22 protein-coding genes are annotated in these 20,800 nt (G+C 44.6%); 17 read left to right on the top strand and 5 right to left on the bottom strand.

What is annotated here, in order from left to right; genetic code table 11:
* Positions 1–8: 8 nt before the first annotated feature.
* Positions 9–908, bottom strand: coding sequence for a TIGR01777 family oxidoreductase (locus FQV28_RS01920; RefSeq protein ID WP_146493920.1), 900 nt, complete (start codon positions 906–908; stop codon positions 9–11).
* Between the two features lie 93 nt (positions 909–1,001).
* On the opposite strand from FQV28_RS01920, the gene recX reads away from it, so the two are divergent.
* Genes recX through FQV28_RS01905 form a run of 3 tightly spaced genes read left to right on the top strand, consistent with a single transcriptional unit; the run spans position 1,002 to position 2,395 of the window.
* Entirely contained in the window at positions 1,002–1,808 is an 807-nt protein-coding gene (gene recX, locus FQV28_RS01915) for a recombination regulator RecX (protein WP_146493919.1), read from the top strand.
* Positions 1,801–2,133, top strand: coding sequence for a YfhH family protein (locus tag FQV28_RS01910; RefSeq protein WP_146493918.1), 333 nt, complete (start codon positions 1,801–1,803; stop codon positions 2,131–2,133). The genes recX and FQV28_RS01910 overlap by 8 nt, the downstream gene beginning before the upstream one ends.
* A 4-nt stretch (positions 2,134–2,137) precedes the next feature.
* On the top strand, positions 2,138–2,395 hold the full coding sequence (locus FQV28_RS01905; protein ID WP_146493917.1) for a YfhJ family protein: 258 nt from the start codon (positions 2,138–2,140) through the stop codon (positions 2,393–2,395).
* Between the two features lie 194 nt (positions 2,396–2,589).
* On the opposite strand, the gene FQV28_RS01900 is transcribed toward FQV28_RS01905, so the two are convergent.
* Positions 2,590–3,570 carry a metal-dependent hydrolase gene (locus tag FQV28_RS01900; RefSeq protein WP_146493916.1) on the bottom strand — a complete coding sequence of 327 codons (981 nt, stop codon included), beginning with the start codon at positions 3,568–3,570 and terminating at the stop codon, positions 2,590–2,592.
* Between the two features lie 128 nt (positions 3,571–3,698).
* Here FQV28_RS01900 and mutY point away from each other — a divergent pair, with 128 nt between their 5' ends.
* The 9 genes from mutY (at position 3,699) to nikC (ending at position 13,755) form a co-directional block, all read left to right on the top strand.
* Positions 3,699–4,769: an A/G-specific adenine glycosylase gene (gene mutY, locus FQV28_RS01895; protein WP_146493915.1), complete on the top strand. Its 1,071-nt coding sequence runs from the start codon at positions 3,699–3,701 to the stop codon at positions 4,767–4,769.
* A 2-nt stretch (positions 4,770–4,771) separates the two neighbouring features.
* On the top strand, positions 4,772–5,518 hold the full coding sequence (gene fabL, locus FQV28_RS01890) for an enoyl-[acyl-carrier-protein] reductase FabL (RefSeq protein ID WP_146493914.1): 747 nt from the start codon (positions 4,772–4,774) through the stop codon (positions 5,516–5,518).
* 103 nt (positions 5,519–5,621) lie between these two features.
* Entirely contained in the window at positions 5,622–6,167 is a 546-nt protein-coding gene (ntdP, locus tag FQV28_RS01885; protein WP_106534784.1) for a nucleoside tri-diphosphate phosphatase, read from the top strand.
* 59 nt (positions 6,168–6,226) lie between these two features.
* The gene (locus FQV28_RS01880; protein WP_146493913.1) at positions 6,227–7,972 is read left to right on the top strand and encodes an ABC transporter ATP-binding protein; all 1,746 of its coding nucleotides are present in this window, start codon (positions 6,227–6,229) and stop codon (positions 7,970–7,972) included.
* 161 nt (positions 7,973–8,133) lie between these two features.
* On the top strand, positions 8,134–9,153 hold the full coding sequence (locus FQV28_RS01875; RefSeq protein WP_146493912.1) for an ABC transporter ATP-binding protein: 1,020 nt from the start codon (positions 8,134–8,136) through the stop codon (positions 9,151–9,153).
* On the top strand, positions 9,128–10,111 hold the full coding sequence (locus tag FQV28_RS01870) for an ABC transporter ATP-binding protein (protein ID WP_146493911.1): 984 nt from the start codon (positions 9,128–9,130) through the stop codon (positions 10,109–10,111). Before FQV28_RS01875 ends, FQV28_RS01870 begins: the two co-directional genes overlap by 26 nt.
* A 67-nt stretch (positions 10,112–10,178) precedes the next feature.
* Positions 10,179–11,762, top strand: coding sequence for an ABC transporter substrate-binding protein (locus FQV28_RS01865; RefSeq protein ID WP_370455097.1), 1,584 nt, complete (start codon positions 10,179–10,181; stop codon positions 11,760–11,762).
* 83 nt (positions 11,763–11,845) lie between these two features.
* Complete coding sequence (locus tag FQV28_RS01860) at positions 11,846–12,850, top strand: ABC transporter permease (protein WP_146493909.1); 1,005 nt, start codon at positions 11,846–11,848, stop codon at positions 12,848–12,850.
* Between the two features lie 17 nt (positions 12,851–12,867).
* A complete protein-coding gene (gene nikC / locus FQV28_RS01855; RefSeq protein WP_146493908.1) occupies positions 12,868–13,755 on the top strand; it encodes a nickel transporter permease in 888 nt (295 codons plus the stop codon).
* A 34-nt stretch (positions 13,756–13,789) separates the two neighbouring features.
* Here nikC and FQV28_RS01850 read toward each other — a convergent pair whose 3' ends face one another.
* Both FQV28_RS01850 and FQV28_RS01845 read right to left on the bottom strand, forming a co-directional pair.
* Complete coding sequence (locus FQV28_RS01850; RefSeq protein WP_146493907.1) at positions 13,790–14,875, bottom strand: FUSC family protein; 1,086 nt, start codon at positions 14,873–14,875, stop codon at positions 13,790–13,792.
* Between the two features lie 46 nt (positions 14,876–14,921).
* A complete protein-coding gene (locus FQV28_RS01845) occupies positions 14,922–16,208 on the bottom strand; it encodes a glutamate-1-semialdehyde 2,1-aminomutase (RefSeq protein ID WP_146493906.1) in 1,287 nt (428 codons plus the stop codon).
* A gap of 119 nt (positions 16,209–16,327) precedes the next feature.
* Between FQV28_RS01845 and bcp the strand changes: the two genes are divergently transcribed.
* From bcp to perR, 4 genes are all read left to right on the top strand, one after another.
* On the top strand, positions 16,328–16,804 hold the full coding sequence (bcp, locus tag FQV28_RS01840) for a thioredoxin-dependent thiol peroxidase (protein WP_146493905.1): 477 nt from the start codon (positions 16,328–16,330) through the stop codon (positions 16,802–16,804).
* Between the two features lie 18 nt (positions 16,805–16,822).
* Positions 16,823–17,764, top strand: coding sequence for a D-2-hydroxyacid dehydrogenase (locus FQV28_RS01835; RefSeq protein ID WP_146493904.1), 942 nt, complete (start codon positions 16,823–16,825; stop codon positions 17,762–17,764).
* 2 nt (positions 17,765–17,766) lie between these two features.
* Positions 17,767–18,321 carry a cob(I)yrinic acid a,c-diamide adenosyltransferase gene (locus FQV28_RS01830; protein WP_146493903.1) on the top strand — a complete coding sequence of 185 codons (555 nt, stop codon included), beginning with the start codon at positions 17,767–17,769 and terminating at the stop codon, positions 18,319–18,321.
* Positions 18,322–18,441: 120 nt separating this feature from the next.
* Positions 18,442–18,885 (top strand): peroxide-responsive transcriptional repressor PerR, encoded by a 444-nt coding sequence (gene perR / locus FQV28_RS01825; protein WP_146493902.1) that lies wholly within the window; start codon positions 18,442–18,444, stop codon positions 18,883–18,885.
* 102 nt (positions 18,886–18,987) lie between these two features.
* Here the strand turns inward: perR and FQV28_RS01820 are convergent, their stop codons facing one another.
* Positions 18,988–19,335 (bottom strand): YgzB family protein, encoded by a 348-nt coding sequence (locus FQV28_RS01820; RefSeq protein WP_146493901.1) that lies wholly within the window; start codon positions 19,333–19,335, stop codon positions 18,988–18,990.
* 186 nt (positions 19,336–19,521) lie between these two features.
* Here FQV28_RS01820 and FQV28_RS01815 point away from each other — a divergent pair, with 186 nt between their 5' ends.
* Positions 19,522–20,388, top strand: a complete 867-nt coding sequence (locus FQV28_RS01815) for a nucleotidyltransferase-like protein (RefSeq protein ID WP_146493900.1) — start codon at positions 19,522–19,524, stop codon at positions 20,386–20,388.
* Positions 20,389–20,800: the final 412 nt, after the last annotated feature.

Here is a 20,800-nt window from a genome sequence, read left to right as displayed (position 1 = left end):
ATTATACCTCATTTGTATAGATCAGCCAGTGCGGGTTGCAAATGAGGGAAAGTGAACTCGAAACCGTGTTGCTGCAGGACCACTGGCAACGCTTTCTGTCCTTCTAAAACAAGCCTGCTTTTCTCGCCAAGCGCCACTTTAAGAGCGGCTGACGGAACTGGCATCCAGTGGGGCCGGCCGAGCGCTTTGGCGATTTCTTTGCCAAATTCTTTCATCCGCTGTGGGGTAGGGGCGGTAACATTAAAAGGGCCTTCAAGCGCTTTTGTTTCAATGGCAAATTGAATCGCGCGGGCGACATCGTAAACGTGGATCCAGGACAGCCATTGCTTGCCCGAGCCGACGGTGCCGCCGCCGAATAACTTGTAAGGAAGCGCCATGAGTGGCAGTGCGCCATCGTCTTTGCCCAAAACGATGCCGAATCTGCCGTACGCTACTCGGATGCTAAGCGCTTTCGCTTGGTCCGCGAGCCGCTCCCAGTCAATGACCGTTTTCGCCAAAAAATCGTTTCCGTAGTTTTTCGATGCTTCTGTGTAGGTTGCAGACTCAGAAGCTGGGTAGATGCCGACGGCGCTCGCATTGATCAATGCTTCAGGTTTTCGTTCTAAAGCGTTCAAAATCCGAAGCACCTCTTTTGTAGCGCTTATTCGGCTGTCATGAATTTCTTTTTTCTGCTCGTTGCTCCAGCGGCCGGCATTGATTGAAGCTCCAGCCAAATTGACAAACGCGTCCATGCCTTCGAGTTGTTTTTCTGGCTGCGCCCGATCTGTCAGCCATTCCACATAGGTAATGCCCAGCGACGATCTTTTTGGATGCCGTGTCAAAATAAAAATTTCCCACCCTTGCATATGCAGCAACCGCGTCAATTCCTTGCCGACAAAACCTGTGCCACCAGTAATTGCTACCTTCATTCCCATCGCCTCCATTTCCTATATTCTACCCTGAATCCATGCATTTAAGCCCGCACAAGGTGTATAATATAACAAGAAGAGAGGTGCCGGTTAATGCCGATTATTACAAAAATCTCCCAAGGTAAAAATAATCCTGAACGATACAATATTTTCTTTGAGGAGAAGTTTGCCTTTAGTGTAGATGAAGCGGTACTGGTCAGGTATCAGCTTACAAAAGGGAAAGAACTGGATCAGTGGACCATTGAAGAAATGGTGTTTGAAGACCAAGTTCGAAAAGCGTTCAATGCTGCCTTGCATTATCTTGGGTTCCGTATGCGGAGCGAAGGCGAAGTGCGTACAAAGCTGAAAGAAAAAGAGTACGGCGATGCCGTCATAGATGAAGCAGTGAAAAAATTGTATGAATTGAAGTTTTTAGATGATCGGGCGTTTTCAGAAGCGCTGATGCGGACGCAGATGAATTCCGGGAAAAAGGGGCCAAGAGCGATTCAGCAAGACATGCAGAAGAAAGGGATTGACAAACAAATGCAAAAAGACGTTTTGGATTCCTATTCAGAAGAAGAACAATTGGAAATCGCGAGAGGCCTCGCAGAGAAAGTTGCTGCGAAAGAACAAAAGAAAACGCCAAACCAAATCAAGCAGAAAATCTACGATTTCTTGATGAGAAAAGGCTATCCGCGTTCAGTGATTCAGCAAGCAGTCGAAGGGCTGGACTTGGAAAAAGACGATGAGCAGTGGACCGACAGCGTGAAAGATCAAGGCGATAAGTTATGGAGAAAGCATAGCAGTAAATTAACGGGGTATGACTTGAAATCGAAAGTCAAACAAGGTTTATACCAAAAAGGGTTTCCCAGTGAAGTGATCAGTGAATACTTAGATATGAAGGAGCAAGAAAATGACTGAACATAAGCGTTACAGCCAGATGACCGAACAAGAATTGCGTGCTGAAATAGCGCGCTTGAAAGAAAAAGCGAGAAAAGCGGAACAGTTGGGCATAGTAAATGAGTTTGCAGTACTGGAACGGAAAGCCATTATGGCAGCTGCTTATTTAATGGACCCGAATGATTTTAAAAAAGGCGAAGTGTACCGGATTGAAGGCGATCCGAATATGTACTTTAAAATTGATTATTTCAACGGGCGTTTTGCTTGGGGATACCGCCTCGCTGGCGAAAGGCATTTAGAAGCCTTGCCAATTTCCATGCTGCGTCCATTAAAAGAAGGGATGTAAAAGGATGAAAGAAACGATTGAAGAGCTGGTCGCGGAGTTGCGCGATAAAAACGAAAATTTATCCGAAGCAAAAGCCAGAGTGTGGATTGAATTGCTGGTTTCAGATTTCGAGGCTTCCTATGCAAAAGCGGGCTATGACTACCAAGGCACAGCTGTGGTAGAAAAAGTCGTCCGCCAATGGATCGAGAGCTATGGCGATAAAATCCACGAATTCGTTGGCCGCAACCCCAAATATGCACATCTGCTGAACGAACAAGAGTGATTGAAAAAACGCACACTATCGTAGTGTGCGTTTTGTCGTTTATTGAGTAATCCATTTTGCTCTATGTTACAAAAAAGAACCTCTAAAAGCTAAATGTTTGGCTGCTAATAGAACTTATCAGGCAGAGCAGCCATGGTGAAAATTTAAAAAATCTAAAAGCAATCCCAATTGAGCCAAGCTTGCTTTTAGTTTTATTAGTTCATACTAAAATCCAGTTTTTCTCTTAATTTATCTTCGCTGAAGATCCAGCCGGTGTAGGACTGGATAACTTTGCATTCGTGATTCAAGCGGGCAACGGCAACAAATGGGTAGTAGTCGTTGCTGCGGTAGCGCAAGTCGATCAAACGGACTTCGTAAACGCCGTCAATTTCACTGATTTCCCAACGGTAAAGAGGAGAAAAGGAAACAAACGCAGCCAAGTTTCTGTCTTTTAAAGCTGCCTGCATCAAGTTGGAAGTCGGCAGCGGGGTTTTCGGGAATTTGTCGTAAATATTGATTGACCGTCCATATGCCCGGCCTACATAATGATGGCGCTTAGAGTCTGCCGCGATACGCCATTGAAAAAAGCGGATGGTTGGAGCGACAATAATTTCTTCGGCGTCCGGAATGGTGTTGCGGACTGCATGCCGTACTGCTGACTGTACCGCAAAGCGGGCTACGTAATAAAAGAACAGAATGATGTACAAAATTGAAATCGTCCAAACAGGATCTGTTCCGAAAGCCCAGAACATTAAAGCGATCAAATGGGCGCCGAAAATAATCGGGTCAAATGTATTAATTACGCCAAGCGCAACCCATTTGTTCGAAAAAGGCCGGAGTGCCTGGGTGCCGTATGAATTGAATATGTCCACAAAGACATGGAGAAACACGGCCAAAAAAGTCCATAGCCACAAGTGCAGTATATTGGCTTCCTGAAAGATGAGCCCTAAAACAAAAGTTATCAATATCGGCCATATTAAGACAGCCGGTATGGAATGGGTAATGCCGCGGTGATGCCGGATATAAACGGCGTTATTCCGCAATTTTAGAACAGTATCGATATCAGGGGCTTGAGAGCCGATGATGGTTCCTGCAATTACCGCAGTCATGGTGATAGGATGGCCGGCTACTGCCGGATCTGCCATGGCAAGGCCGCCGAGGGCAATGCCCATGACAACGTGCGTGCCTGTATCCATTGCTTCATCCCCTTTCTTTATAAGTTAAATTTTGTCGGTAATCGTTATATTTTGTTAAAATAATAACATTCACTGATGGTGCTATAATACCCGAAATTCTTGGGGAATAATCTCCCCAACTGGAGGCAATGACAATCAATATTGACAAAAAGCAATTTCAACAAGATTTAATCGGCTGGTTTTTAGCGGAAAAAAGGGATCTGCCATGGAGACGCACGGCGGACCCATATCAAATTTGGATTTCAGAAATCATGCTGCAGCAAACCAGAGTAGACACAGTAATCCCTTATTATAAACGGTTTGTCGAAAAATTTCCCACATTGCATGATCTTGCAAAAGCGGATGAACAAGTCCTGCTGAAAGAATGGGAAGGGCTCGGCTATTATTCGCGTGCGCGTAACCTCCAGGCAGGTGTTAAAGAAGTAGCGGAAAATTACGGAGGCATCGTGCCGGACAACCGAAAAGAGTTCTCTTCGCTTAAAGGTGTCGGCCCCTATACGGCAGGAGCGGTCTTGAGCATCGCATACGGAATTCCGGAACATGCTGTAGATGGAAATGTTATGCGGGTCCTGTCACGGATTTTGTTGATCGAAGAAGATATTGCCAAGCCGAAGACACGCAAAATTTTCGAAGAAGCTGTGACAGAAATCATTAGCCACGATGATCCTTCATCATTCAATCAAGGATTGATGGAGCTTGGTGCTTTGATTTGTACGCCTACTTCACCGAAATGTTTGTTGTGTCCGGTACGTGAACATTGCACCGCTTTCCATGAAGGCAAACAGCAGGATTTACCGATCAAAACGAAAGCCAAGAAAAACAAGGCGGTACAGTATGCAATGGTCGCGGTCAAGTCAGTCGATTCTGTTTTAATGGAACAGCGGCCATCCGCCGGCCTGCTTGCAAATATGTGGCAGTTTCCAATGCTGGAACTGGCAAAAGAGGTGCTGCCGTTTGAAATCGAAGAAGAACTTTCCGAGAGTTTCAGCGGAAGAGTCGACGGTGTTGAAAAAATTACTTCTTTCAAACACGTCTTTTCTCATTTAACATGGAATGTGGATGGCTATATCGCCAAAGGAGAAAATTTAAAAATTCCTGCCCACATGAAATGGGTGACGGCAGCAGAACTCGACTTGCTGCCAATAGCAGGGCCGGTTCAAAAAATGAAAACGGCATTACAACTTAGAGGAGATGTATGATAATGGCAGAACAAAAAGTGGCATTGGTTACAGGAAGCAGCAGAGGGCTGGGCAAGGCAATGGCAATTGCCTTGGCGGAACAGGGATACGACATAGTTGTTAACTATGCCCGCAGCAAAACTGCTGCGCTTGAAACGGTAAAAGAAGTGGAAGCGCTAGGGCGACGTGCGCTGCTTGTGCGCGCCAATGTTGGAGATGTTGAAAAATTGCGTGCCATGTTTGAAACGATCAAAGAAGAATTCGGCCGGTTGGATGTGTTTGTTTCCAATGCAGCATCAGGTGTTCTTCGCCCGATCATGGAATTGGAAGAATCGCATTGGGACTGGACGATGAACATCAACGCAAAAGCCATGTTGTTCGGTGCGCAAGAAGCTGCGAAACTTATGGACAAAGGCGGGAAAATTGTCGGCATTTCTTCGCTTGGCTCAATCCGTTATCTTGAAAACTACACGACAATCGGCGTGTCAAAAGCGGCTGTTGAATCCATCACCCGCTATTTGGCTGTGGAACTCGCACCTAAAGGAATCTCAGTCAACACGGTTTCCGGCGGGGCGCTTGACACTGATGCGCTGAAACATTTCCCGAACCGCGAAGAACTATTGAATGATGCGCGCGTCAACACGCCAGCAGGGCGCATGGTTGAAATCGACGACATGGTCAAAACGGCGCTGTTCCTGATTTCAGACGCTGCAGACATGATTCGCGGACAGACAATCATTGTCGACGGCGGGCGTTCGGTCGTCCTATAATCCTTTGGTCCTGCCGCCTTATTACTGTATGTTTTCAGAATTGATTGATATAATGTTGAAATAACAGCAAATATAGGGCTTAGACAAGAAGGTGGGATGGTACATGGCGATTCCTGCAGAGGGAGAAACGATACAAATCCACAGCTACAAACACAACGGCCGAATCCACCGTGTCTGGCAGGAAACAACTGTACTTAAAGGAACAAACAACATTGTAATTGGTGCAAATGAGCGGACGATGGTAACAGAATCCGATGGCAGAACGTGGTTGACCCGCGAACCATCCATTTGCTATTTCCACGCGGAACATTGGTTCAATATCATATGCATGCTGCGTGAAGATGGGGTCTATTATTATTGCAATGTAAGTTCTCCATTTGTCTATAATAATGGATCGTTAAAGTACATCGATTATGATCTAGATGTGAAAGTGTTTCCGGATATGTCATACACGCTGTTGGACGAAGACGAATATGAAGAACACAAACGGCAAATGGGATACCCTGAAGTGATCGATCAAATCCTTCACCGCAATGTGGAAAAGTTGATCGGTTGGATTAAACAGCGGCGAGGCCCTTTTGCCCCGGACTTCATCGAAGTATGGACGAATCGCTATGAATTTCATAGGCAATACAAGATTCGTGAGTAAAATGAAAGCCTGTTGCTTGGCAACAGGTTTTTCATTTTGAAAAGATTGGAGTGAAAGCTTTGAACAGCATGAAACGCTATATGAAGTTTGTCAAACCGTACAACTGGCAAATTCTCTTAACTATATTGATCGGAATTTTGAAGTTCGCTATCCCGCTTTTTATTCCTTTGCTTATTAAAATCGTAATTGACGATATTATTGGGGCAGAGGCTTTATCGAACGATGAAAAGCTAAGACAGCTTTACATATGGCTCGGCGGTACAGCGATTCTGTTTTTTATCTTCCGTCCCCCCATCGAATATTACCGCCAATACTATGCCCAACTTGTCAGCAATAAAATCCTGTATGATATCCGCCAAGAATTATATGGCCATCTTCAGCGTTTAAGCTTGCGGTTTTATGCCAATACGAGAGCTGGGGAAGTGATTTCCCGAGTGATCAATGATGTAGAGCAAACAAAAAACTTTGTCATGATCGGCTTGATGAATTTATGGCTGGACTTGGCAACAATCTTGATCGCAATCGGCATCATGCTGACAATGGATGTGCCGCTTACACTGGTAACACTCATTGCGTTTCCGTTCTACGCTTTCAGCGTCAAGTATTTCTTCGGCCGTCTCCGTGACTTAACGAAAGAGCGTTCTCAAGCATTGGCGAACGTCCAGAGTTATTTGCATGAACGAGTCCAAGGAATCAGCATCATCAAAAGTTTTGTATTAGAAAAGCATGAGCAGAAAATTTTTGACTCAACCAATGACCAGTTTCTTGAAAAAGCGGTGGATCATACAAAATGGAACGCCAAAGCATTCGCGGTGGTCAACACCATTACGGATGTCGCGCCGCTTTTGGTAATTGGCTATGCCGGCTATCAAGTGATTCAAGGCGATCTGTCGGTCGGAACAATGGTTGCTTTTATCGCTTATATCGAACGCTTGTACAATCCGCTGCGCCGATTGGTCAATTCATCCACGACGTTGACCCAGTCTTTTGCTTCAATGGACCGTGTCTTTGAATTGATGGACGAAGATTATGATGTGAAGGATAAAGAGGATGCCCGCGATTTAAAAAACGTGGAGGGAAAACTGGAATTCCGCGATGTCTCTTTCCATTACAGCGATAGCACAGAAGCGGTGCTGTCTGATTTGAATTTTACGGTGCAGCCAGGAGAGACCGTTGCCTTTGTTGGAATGAGCGGTGGCGGAAAATCCACCATTGTCTCTTTAATTCCGCGCTTCTACGATGTGACGGATGGCAGCATCTTGATGGACGGCCACAATTTGAAAGATGTTACCACCCATTCGCTGCGGGACCAAATCGGCCTGGTGCTCCAAGACTCTATCTTATTCAGTGATTCGGTTAAGTCCAATATTTTAATGGGCCGGCCAGAGGCCACAGATGAAGAAGTGGTCGCTGCGGCAAAAGCGGCAAACGCTCATGAGTTTATCGAATTGCTGCCGCAAGGTTACGACACTAAAGTTGGCGAGCGGGGCGTCAAGCTCTCAGGCGGCCAAAAACAGCGTGTGGCGATTGCCCGGGTTTTCCTGAAAAATCCGCCGATTTTGATTTTGGATGAAGCGACATCCGCGCTGGATTTGGAAAGCGAATCGTTGATTCAGGATTCGCTTGAGAAGTTGGCGCATGACCGCACAACATTGATTGTTGCGCATCGTTTGTCGACCATTACCCACGCCGATCAAATTCTCGTAATCAATCATGGAAAGCTGGTTGAAAAAGGAAGCCACGATGAATTGATGAAGCGGCAAGGCATTTACCATGATTTATTTCAAGTTCAACATTTTGTTTGATAGTGTTTAAGCCCCCAGTTTTTTTGGGGGCTTTTTTGTATACATAGAATGAGTTTAAAAGTTGATAGTTTTAAAATACTATTGCAATCAACCTAATATTCCGTATAATTAAAATAAAATTAATTTTCCGTAAACTGTTTGAAGTAAAAAGGGGTGACGATGTGGGGGAACGCAAAACGATTTTGGATGTGAAAGGGTTAAAAACGACCTTTTTCACAGATGACGGAGAAATCCCGGCAGTAGATAATGTCAATTTTCACATACGAGAAGGGGAAGTTCTGGGCATCGTAGGAGAATCCGGCTGTGGAAAAAGTGTTACATCCTTGTCGATTATGGGCCTTGTACCGAGCCCTCCAGGGAAAATAACTGGTGGGGAAATTTTATTTCAGGATAAGGATTTAACCCGATTGCCAGAGAAGAAGATGCGCGAAATCCGGGGCAATGATATTGCGATGATTTTCCAGGAACCGATGACTTCTTTAAATCCCCTTTTTACAATCGGCGACCAATTGAGAGAAGCAATTAAAATCCACAAGCGTGATTGGTCAAAGAAGCAAGTCAATGACCGTGCGGTTGAAATGATGCGGTTGGTTGGATTGCCGCGCGCCGAAGACTTAATGAAAGAATATCCACACCAGCTCTCAGGCGGGATGCGGCAGCGGGTTATGATTGCAATGGCGCTGCTTTGCGATCCGAAAGTGCTTATTGCGGACGAACCGACTACTGCGCTTGATGTTACCATCCAGGCCCAAATCTTGACGTTAATCAAAAACTTGAATGAAAAATTGAATACGGCAGTCTTGTTGATTACCCACGATTTAGGCGTTGTGGCAGAAACCTGTGAACGGGTCATTGTCATGTACGCAGGAAAAGTCGTTGAAGAAGGTCCTGTCGAAACGATTTTCAAAGACCCGCAGCATCCTTATACACGCGGGCTGCTTCAGTCTGTTCCGGATATGCGGTTTAAGAAAGACCGCCTTTATTCGATTCCGGGAAATGTGCCAAAACCTGGGACGATTCATACGGGATGCAAATTTGCACCGCGCTGCGAGTTCGCCTTTGACCGCTGCATTACCGAAAATCCAGACTTGTACCAAACAGCGGACAACCACAAAACTCGCTGTTTCCTATTTGATCCAAAGGAGGCAACGGCGCATGACAGAACCGCTATTAAAAGTTGAAGGGCTTAAAAAGTATTTCCCTATAAAGTCCGGAATTCTCGGGCAAGTAAAAAACTATGTAAAAGCTGTTGACGATGTATCGTTTACTGTTGCTGAAGGTGAGACATTAGGGATAGTGGGAGAATCCGGTTGCGGAAAGTCAACGACCGGACGTATGCTCATGCGCTTATTGGACCCGACAGAAGGCAAAGTGTTTTTTGACGGCCAGGAACTTACCAAGCTTTCCAATCAGGAAATGAGAAAAGCGCGCCGGGATATCCAAATGGTTTTCCAGGATCCTTATGCTTCATTGAATCCACGGCATACAATTGAGAAGATTTTGATGGAGCCGTTGAATGTCCACAATATAGGCGATCCGAAAGAACGGAAAAAGAAAGTCCATGATTTTTTGGAAATCGTTGGCCTCAGCAGCTATCATGCCAAACGCTATCCTCATCAGTTCAGTGGCGGGCAGCGCCAGCGCATCGGCATTGCGCGGGCATTAATGACGAACCCAAAACTAATTATTGCGGATGAGCCTGTTTCAGCTCTCGACGTTTCGATTCAGGCTCAAGTATTAAACTTGATGCAGGATCTTCAGAAAGAGTTGAAGCTAACTTATATATTCATTGCTCACGATCTCGGCGTGGTCCGCCATATCAGCGACCGTGTGGGAGTCATGTATCTTGGCCAAATGGCGGAGCTCGCCAATAGCGAAGATCTTTACGAAAAGCCGCTGCATCCTTACACACAGGCGCTGCTGGCTGCTGTTCCTGTGCCGGACCCGGATTTTGAACGGGAGCAAGTCGTGATCAAAGGGGATATTCCAAGCCCCGCAAATCCTCCAAGCGGCTGCAGGTTCCATACGCGCTGCCCTTATAAAATGGACATTTGTGAAACAACGGTACCAATTTTCGCGGAAGTTGAAAAAGGTCATTCTGTAGCCTGCCATCTTTACAAAGAGTCCAGGCCGCAATGATAATAAAAAAAACACAAATGGAGGGGTCAATTTGGGAAATAAAAAGTTCTTGTCACTAGCATTGCTCATGCTGATGCTAATTTCGACAGCGCTTTACGGCTGTAGTTCAGGCAACAGTTCAGAAGGGGCTGAAAGCGGAGGTGCTGAAGGGGAATCAGCAGAGGAAAAAACGCTGATCTTTGGACGCGGCGGCGACTCTGTGTCACTTGATCCGATTGTCGTAACAGACGGAGAATCTTACAAAGTTACAAAAAACATTTTTGATACCTTGGTGAACTTTGGTGAACAAGATACAGAAATTCATCCAGGATTAGCAAAAGAATGGACAGCTGCTGAAGATGGTTTGACGTATACGTTTGTCTTAGAAGAAGGCGTCAAATTCCATGATGGCACGGATTTCAATGCAGAAGCGGTTGTTAAAAACTTCGAACGCTGGGCTGCAGGAGATGCTGATAAATTTCCTTATTACGGTTCAATGTTTGGCGGCTTCGGTGATGAAGAAGGACACGTGATCGAATCCGTTACCGCAACTGGCGATTACGAAGTTGAATTCAAATTAAAACGCCCGCAAGCTCCTTTCTTGAAAAACTTAGCGATGAGTTCTTTCGGAATTGCATCACCCACTGCTTTTGAAGAAGCTGGAGACAAATTCGGCGATAGCCCAGTCGGTACAGGGCCATTCAAATTTGTCGAATGGAAGCGCAATGATACAGTGACAATCGAAAAGAATGCGGATTATTGGGTTGAAGGCGAACCGAAATTGGATCGTGTCATCTTCCGTTCAATCCCGGACAACTCAGCTCGTCTGAATGCATTATTGTCTGGTGAAATCGATTTGGCTGACGGCATCACGCCATCAGACGGTGAAACTATCGAAGGCAATGCCGATCTTCAATTGTTCGAACGTCCTTCCATGAACGTGGGTTACTTGGGGTTAACGAATACACGAGAACCGTTTGATGATCCGAAAGTGCGCCAGGCGATGAACCATGCAATCGATAAGCAAGCCATTGTTGATGCATTCTTCGAAGGGCGAGGGGAAGTTGCTAAGAACCCGATGCCGCCAGTAATCAACGGCTACAATGATGACATTGAAGGATATGAATACGATCCTGAAAAAGCAAAAGCGCTATTGAAAGAAGCAGGACTTGAAGATGGTTTTGAAATGGAACTTTATGCAATGCCGGTTCCGCGTCCGTATATGCCAGATGGACAAAAAGTAGCGGAAGCAATCCAGAAAAACTTGGCGGATGTTGGCATCAAAGCTGAAATCGTATCGTTTGAGTGGGCTACTTACCTTGAAAAGGCGGCGGCAGGAGAAGCGGATGCGTTCTTGCTCGGCTGGACAGGCGATAACGGCGATGCTGATAACTTCCTTTATGTACTGCTTGACCAGGACAATATCGGTTCGAACAACTACACATACTATGAAAACCAAGAATTGCACGATATCTTGATTCAAGCTCAAACAGAAGTAGATGAAGACACGCGCAACGAATTGTATAAGCAAGCACAAGAAATCATCCACGAAGATGCACCATGGGTTCCACTTGCGCACTCAACGCCATTGCTTGCCGGCGGTAAAAATGTAGTGAACTTTAAAGCGCATCCAACAGGTTCTGACAAATTATCAACTGTTGATTTGCAGTAAGCATTCTGAGAGGAGAGGTCAAATTGATTTCTCCTCTTTTTTCTTAGTTTTTACATAATGTAAGAAAGTGAGAGGTGGAGAAAATGCTTAACTATATCGGAAGGCGGATTTTCCAACTTATTCCTGTTTTGTTGGGGATGACATTTATCGTCTTCTTGATCATACGGGCGATACCGGGTGATCCTGCTCAAGTCATTTTAGGCCAGCAAGCATCCGAAGAAGCGATTAAAGCATTAAGAACGACACTCGGTTTAGATAACCCATGGTATATCCAATATTTTGAATACCTGAAAGGGCTGTTGACCGGTGATTTAGGGGAATCGCTGCGCACCAGGACACCTGTCGCAGATGAAGTATGGCCGTACTTAGCGGCGACGATTGAACTGTCTGTATTCGCCATTATTATCGCTGTTATTATCGGCATTAACGCTGGCATCATTTCCGCTTGGTTCCAAAATTCATGGTTTGACTACTTAGCGATGATCATTGCATTGATTGGGGTTTCCATGCCGATATTTTGGCTTGGTTTGATGAATCAGTGGATTTTCTCAATCGAACTAGGAGTTCTTCCGACGACGGGAAGAGAAAATGTCCGTGATCCGGTAGAGGTCATTACACATTTTTACTTGATTGACACGTTGATCCAAGGGGATTTTGCACAATTTTCCATTGTGCTCAAGCATCTAATTCTGCCTGGCACGGCATTGGCGACGATTCCGATGGCGATTATTGCACGTATGACCCGATCGAGCATGCTTGAAGTTATGCGTTCCGATTATGTACGGACTGCACGTTCAAAAGGATTGAAAATGTTCTGGGTGGTTTATAAACATGCACTAAAAAATGCCATCATCCCAGTTTTAACAATTATCGGCCTCCAGATGGGCTTGCTTCTAGGCGGCGCCATTTTGACAGAGACGATTTTTGGATGGCCAGGAATCGGCCGTTATATTTATGAGGCAATTGGATTCCGTGACTATCCGGTAATCCAGTCTGGAATTTTGATTGTCGCGTTTATTTTCGTCATGATCAATCTACTTGTAGATATGCTGTACGGCTTGATCGATCCACGTATTAAATACGATTAGGAAGGAGGAGAAGCAGAATGGCACAATCAGCTATCGATAAAAATGATGTGAACATGGAAAAAGTTGCTGGACCTTGGAAAGAGGCGTGGCGCGGATTCCGAAAAAGCAAAGTGGCGGTAGTCGGCATGGGAATTGTATTTTTCTTCATCTTATTGGCGATATTCGGTCCACTTTTTACACCGCAAGGGATCAATGAGCAAAATTTAACCAATAAGCTGCTGCCTCCTTCCGGCGAACATTGGATGGGCACAGATGATTTTGGACGAGACATATTATCGCGTATTGTATACGGCGCAAGAATTTCCTTATGGGTTGGGTTTTTAGCGGTAGTCGGTTCGGCCGTCATGGGCAGTATTTTAGGAATCCTTGCCGGCTACTATGGACGTTGGGTGGATACCATTATTTCCCGCATTTTTGATATCATGTTGGCATTTCCAAGCATTTTGCTGGCGATTGCGGTAGTATCGGTCCTTGGGCCGTCACTCCGAAATGCATTGATTGCCATTGCGCTGATCAACGTTCCAAACTTCGGGCGCTTGATCCGCTCGAAAGTATTGAGCATCAAAGAAGATGAATACATCATGTCTGCAAAAGCCATTGGCATGAAAGATAATCGGATCTTGTTTTCCCATATCTTGCCGAATTCGATGGCGCCGGTTATCGTACAGGGAACACTTGCTATTGCAACAGCCATCATTGAAGCAGCGGCGCTCGGCTTTTTAGGGCTAGGTGCACAAGCTCCGTCTCCCGAATGGGGGAAAATGCTGGCGGATTCCAGATCATATTTAACCAATGCACCGTGGACGATGATTTTCCCGGGCATTGCCATCATGCTGACTGTTCTCGGGTTTAACTTGATGGGCGATGGGCTGCGCGATGCGCTAGACCCGCGCATGAAATCATAAAAAAACGTGCCAGGCATTTGCCAGGCACGTTTTTTTATATGGTATTTTCCAATTCGGATCCTACTTCATCCGAATGGTAGTTCAAATACGCGATAATAAGAAGATCCAAATGCTCCAACTGTTCTTCGTAATCCAAAATCGCCGATAAAATATGCATCAAATGATAAGCCGAAAATTCACTCGTTGAATCTTCGTGCGCCAGATTAATCTCCCTGACAAACACGTCCATCACTTCGTAGCGTTTTAGAACGGAATCGGTTCCGGCTGTTTCACTATGTTCCGGCCTCAATTTTCCGACATATTTCATATATAGCTGTTCATGGTAACTCGCCAAACTTTCGAGACGTTCTTGTACCATCATATGAAAATGTTCAGGAAGGTCGGTCAATTCATTTTCATACCGGTGAAGCCGTTTAAGAACTTCCAAACTCTTTTTAGTAGTAGCAATCATTTGCCGGTATAAGACCAATTTTCGTCCTTTTACAAATTGCTGCTTTATCGTATAGCTGCGCTCATCTTTATAAAATGAATACCATTGATCTACCTTGTCCAGCTTATCAGCCAATTTGCCGATATCACTTTTAACAGAAGAATAGTCAGAGGCGTGGCGGATTGATACGCGTATCCAACGAATCACTTCTTCTGTTACTCCGTGGATGGAGGTAAACAAACGTGTTTCATATTTAGGGGGCAAAAAGATCATATTTACAATAAAGGCGGACAAAATACCAAGGAGAATCGTCAAAAACCGGAGTCCTGCAAATTGTAAAAACTGTTCTTGATGCGATTCCATTATGACAATAAGCGTTACGAGTGTTAAGGGAACCGGATTGTTAAGGTTTAATTTTACCATGAGGATAATGGCCAAGACAGCCGCCAATCCCACCGTTAAATAATTTGATCCAAGCGTTAATACGAAAATGATTGCAATAACAGCCCCGATTAAATTTCCGTATATTTGGTCTAAGACCGTCAAATATGACCGGTATACCGAGGGTTGGATGGCGAATATTGCAGATATTCCCGCCACGAAAGGAATTGGCAATTCGAGCCAATTAGCCAAAAACAATGCTAGGGAAATCGCTATGCCAGTCTTGAATATACGTGCGCCCAATTGCATGTGATTAAGCACTCCTTTCTTTTACAATGGCGGTTTTTTTCCCCGATTAAAGCTGTCGGAATGCTTCACGGACCGCTTTGATCGAAACTTCCACATCTTCTGTTGTGTGTTCGGTCGTTAAAAACCACGCTTCGTATTTTGAAGGGGCTAGATTGATTCCTTGATCAAGCATCAGCTTGAAGAAGCGCCCAAAAATTTCTCCGTCGGTTGCTTCAGCTTGTTCGTAATTTTCCACTTTTACATCGGTAAAGTAAATTGTTAAAGCGCCTTTTAAACGATTGACGGTGATAGTGACACCAAATTCTTCAGCTGCTGCAAGAATACCTTCTTCGAGCAGGCGGCCGAGTTCGTCCATTTTTTCATATACACCTTCTTCTCGAAGAACCTCGAGGCAGGCAATGCCAGCTTGGATAGATGCCGGATTGCCGGCCATCGTCCCGGCCTGATACGCAGGCCCGAGAGGGGCGACCGTGTCCATGATTTCCTTTTTGCCGCCATAAGCGCCAATTGGCAAACCGCCGCCGATGATTTTGCCTAGAGCGGTAAGATCCGGTACCAAGCCCAGGAGATCTTGTGCACCCCCATAGTGGAAACGGAAAGCAGTAATAACTTCGTCATAAATGATCAAAGCGCCTTTTTCTTTTGCGATGCGGTGAACTTCTTCTAAGAAGCCTTTCTTCGGTTCTACAATCCCGAAGTTTCCGACAATCGGCTCCACTAGGATACAAGCAATTTCTTCTCCCCATCTGTCCATGGCTTCTGAAAAAGCGGCTGGATCGTTAAAGGGGATTGTGATGACTTCTTCAGCGATCGTTTTTGGAACGCCAGCGGAATCCGGGGTTCCGAGTGTGGCAGGTCCTGAACCTGCCGCAACAAGAACCAGGTCAGAGTGGCCGTGGTAGCAGCCGGCGAATTTCATAATTTTTGTTCGGCCGGTATAAGCTCGCGACACGCGGATGGTCGTCATGACCGCTTCAGTTCCGCTGTTGACAAAACGGACCTTGTCCATGTTCGGCATTGCTTCTTTCAACATTTTAGCAAAAGTGATTTCGTGTCTTGTCGGAGTTCCGTACAGCAATCCGGTTTCTGCTGCATGCGTGATGGCTTTCGTGATGTGTGGATGGGCATGCCCTGTAATAATCGGGCCATACGCTGCCAAGTAATCGATGTATTTATTGCCGTCGACATCCCAAAAATAAGCGCCTTTTGCGCGTTCCATCGAAACTGGCGAACCTCCGCCTACTGCTTTATATGACCGCGACGGGCTATTGACTCCGCCGACGATATGCTGCAGCGCTTCTTCGTGCAGTTGTTCTGATATTGTGTAGTTCATTTTAAAGCCTCCTATTTATTGCTCTTTCTTATTGTAGACAATATTTTTCATTAGTGCCAAAGAAATTGAAACCTATCTTCCGCTTAGGTACGATAGAAGAAAGAAAAGGAGTGATGGAATTGGCCACTTTAGAAGGATTGCAAGCGCCAGCTTTCAGTTTGGCGAATGAAACAGGAGAAACGGTTACGCTGAAAGATTTTGCAGGAGAAAAATATGTGGTGTTATATTTTTATCCCAAAGACATGACGCCTGGATGTACCACGCAAGCCTGTGATTTTCGGGATGCGCAAGCGGATTTTTCTGAAATGAACGCCGTAATCCTAGGGGTGAGTGCCGATTCAGCCGACCAGCACAACAAATTCATTGAGAAGCACGGCCTGCCGTTCTCACTTTTAGTGGACGAAGACCATAAAGTGTCAGAGGAATACGGAGTATGGGTGGAGAAAAAGATGTATGGCAAAACATTTATGGGAATCGAGCGTTCGACTTTCTTGATTGACCCGACTGGCATGGTTATTAAAGAATGGCGAAAAGTGAAAGTGCCTGACCACATCAAAGAAGTTTTGAAAACTTTAAAGACGCTTAGCAATCAGTGAAAAGGGGAGAAAGCCAGCATGGAAGTTTTGTTTACATTCACACCAAGAACAGCACAACAGGAGACGCTCGAAAAAGAATTCCCGAATGTTGATTTTTATTTTGCAGATAAAGACAAAACCCGCTTGCCGACAGCAGAGGTTTTGGTGACTTACGGAGAAGACATCACAGAAGAAGATATCAACAAAGCCGAAAAATTGAAATGGATCATGGTGGCAAGCGCGGGAGTGGAAAAGATGCCGCTTGGAGCGATGAAAGAACGCGGAATTGTCGTGTCCAATGTCAAAGGCATCCATAAAACGCCGATGACCGAATCGGTGCTGGCTCATTTATTGGCACTGAAACGTTCCCTACCATTCATCTATGAGAGCCAGCAGAACAATGAATGGAACCGGAAGACCGGGGCATCCGAACTTTTTGGTTCAACTGCGTTGATCATCGGCCCGGGAGCTATCGGTTCTGAAATCGGCCGGCTGCTTCAAGCGTTCAATGTTCGGACCATCGGCTGCAACCGTTCTGGAGATGCTGCAGACCATATGGACGAGATGGTTTCATTTAAAGATATTTTGGAGAAGCTGCCGCAAGCGGATATTGTCATCTCCGTTGTGCCAAGTACAAAAGAAACAAAGCATATGCTGAAGAAAGAACATTTTGAAGCGATGAAGAATGATGCCATTTTTATGAATTTTGGACGGGGGGATTTAGTAGAAGACCGTATTTTACTTGAGGCGCTCCGAAATGGTGTTATTGGCTTTGCTGTACTCGACGTTTTTGAACAAGAGCCGCTTCCGCTTGATCATCCTTATTGGAATATGAAAAATGTCGTGATTTCACCTCATGCTTCTAGCCATTCAAAGAAATATGTGGATCGTGCATTAGAGATTTTTATTCCTAATTTGCATAAATGGCTCTTGGAAGATCGAAACCCAACAAATCTTGTTAATTTGGAAAAGGGGTATTGATGATGAAAATTTACACGAAAACGGGCGACAAAGGGATGACTTCCCTGGTTTACGGCAACCGGGTTGCAAAAAACGATGCGCTGGTTGAAGCTTACGGGACATGTGATGAAGCAAATTCGATGATTGGCTTGGCGGTAGGGCATATGGCTGAAGAATTTTTCGAAGAAAAAGAAGATCTGAACCAAGCTTTCCATGAAATCCAAACAAAGCTGTTCCATGTAGGAGCAGAACTTGCTACTCCAAGCGGTAAAGAGGTCAAATGGAAGCTGACTGAGCAAGACATCGAAAAGTTGGAGCAGTGGATCGATCAGTATGATGAGCAAGTTCCTCCATTGAATAATTTCATTCTGCCTGGAGGGCATCCAGCAGGAGCGGCGCTTCATGTTGCACGGACTGTCGTCCGTCGGACAGAGCGTGCGGCGATTTCGATTGGCGAAGGAGTCTCGCCGATTGTATTAGCTTATTTGAATCGTTTGTCTGATTTCCTATTTGTTGCAGCCCGATTTGTAAATCTCAAACTCGGCAAGAAAGAACAAGAACTTCATGACGGCAAATAAGACAAATAGACCGCTGGCAAGGCGGCAATATGGTGAATTCTTGACATGCACCCTCCTTTTTAAGTACACTATTTATAACGATTATAATGTAAGAATACTTATGAAGTGAGGTGCACAGCGATGTCTGAAGTGCAATTAAAAGACGCGCTTGATGCTTTGAAGTCAACAGGTGTAAGAATCACGCCCCAGCGCCATGCAATACTGGAGTATATGATTCACTCAACAGCACACCCGACAGCGGATGACATTTATCGCGCGTTAGAGAAAACTTTTCCAAATATGAGTGTAGCAACTGTATATAATAATTTGCGTGTATTCCGAAAAGCGGGACTGGTAAAGGAATTGACTTATGGAGATGCGTCAAGCCGTTTTGACTTTGTGACACATGACCATTACCATATGATTTGCAGCGACTGCGGCAAAATTGTCGATTTTCATTATCCAGGATTGGACGAAGTAGAGCATTTAGCTTCACACGTTACAGGCTTCCAAGTGGATTACCATCGCTTGGAACTATACGGCACGTGCCAAGATTGCATAGGAAAAACCGCTAAAGCACAATAACTGTGAGCATGGCTTCCATGCTCATTTTTATTTCGCGCTTTCTCGGCGACAATTGAAAAGCTCCACCGGACAAGAAGGGCCGGTGGAGCTTTTACGTTATAGTTAAGAATTTTTCTTATTATATTCTTCGCTGAATTCTTTTCCTTCAAGAGTAGGATCCATCGTTAATGGTTCGTTGCAATGCATGCACATGTCCACGCGCCCAAGCATTTTCGTTTGCTTACCGCAATTCGGGCATTCGACTGGAATGGTTTTCATTGAAAGCAGGCCGATCCAAGCATAAACACCTGTGCTTCCGATAACCGCCAGCACGCCCAGCAGCATAAAGATGACCATAACGGCCGGCTGGTTCTTAAAGTAGATGCCGACATACATAATAACGATTCCGATAAAAACCAGCGATAAAGCGAAAGTTCGGATTCGGTTAATTTTATTTTTATAAGGTTTCATTTATTCGTTCCTCCTTGCATCCATCATACTATATCATAATGGACGTTAAAAAGTGATAATGATTTTCGGATGAAGGAATCTAACAGAAATATGTCGAATTAGAGAATAAGGGGAAACGAGCTTTTTCATATTAAGTTTTAGACAACATGTGAGATTAAAAGTTAGCCACTCAAGGAGTGAAATTCAATGGAACAAATTCTACGGCCAATTTATCAAGAACGCGCCAGCCAAGAAAGTACCTTAGGCGTAGTGCTGATAGAAAAAAGGGAAAAAGTCAGTCCGATTACAGATACGTTCGATTCGGTGCTGCTGATCATCACAAAAGAAAACGATACATCTGTTTTCACTAAACATTACACATATCTGGACAAAAAAGCGGCGATGCATATCGTTACTGAAAAGCAATTGCGAAAATGGATATTGCTTGGAACCAATCGTAAAATTGTGGATTGGCTTTTTCGTGGGCGAATTATATACGATCGCAATGAATTTATGGAAAAGCTGAAAACGGAATTGAAAGACTATCCGTTTTATGGCCGAAAGATTAAAATGGGAATTGAATTCGCAAAGCTGATTCGGCGTTATTTAGAAGGAAAAGTGTTTTTTGAAGAAAAAAATTATATGGATGCTTATAATCATATAGTAGAATCACTTCATCATCTGGCTAGGCTCGCAGTTTTGGAAAACGGACTTCCGCCTGAAGTGACGGTGTGGTCGCAAGTCAAACAGATGGAACCATCTATTTATAAACTATATGAAGAATTGATCTTAAGCGATGAACCGATCCATAAAAGATTGGAACTCTTATTTTTGGCAAGCGAGTTTCATATTCACTCTCGCACGAACGATGGAGCCCAGCACATTAGAGAAGTAATGGAGAAGCAGGAAAGTTGGACAATCCAAGAGCTGCACGAACAAGAAGAGTTGAAAAACTATTCTTCGGACTTGGAAGTCTTTATTGAATATTTGGTAGAGAAAGATTTGATTTCGATTAAAGGAGTAAAGACGAAAAGCGAAGGAATCTTCCATCGTTATTATTATGTGAAAAGCTAAAAGGGAGTTTGGTGGTTTTTGAGCTGATTTCTATTAAGAAATCAGCTCTTTTTCATGTAAGAAAAGAGAGGGGAATAGCGGTATAACAATAATGAAATAACTTTGGTATAAGTAATTTTATAAGTGATTTAAATTTTTTTGATTTTATTGTTGACAAGTAAGAGGGATCCGTATTATGATAGTACACGTCGCTAAGGCAATTAAGTTTTTCGCAATAATAAAAAGTGCTTGACACTTAAAAGCAGCGATGTTAAATTAGAGGAGTCGCTTTTACAGGGCGAACAACATGAACCTTGAAAACTGAACAGCAAAACGTCAACAACAGTTTATTGGCGCGTTCCGAACGCGGCAATAAAATTTCTGCGATGGTTGCCTTTGGGCAATCGGAGCACAACCTACTGATCAAGCTTCG

Source organism: Planomicrobium sp. CPCC 101079 (assembly GCF_007859275.1).
Classification (GTDB): Bacteria; Bacillota; Bacilli; order Bacillales_A; family Planococcaceae; genus Planococcus.
Note: the sequence above shows the minus strand (reverse complement) of the source record. Positions and strands in the feature narration are given on the sequence as shown.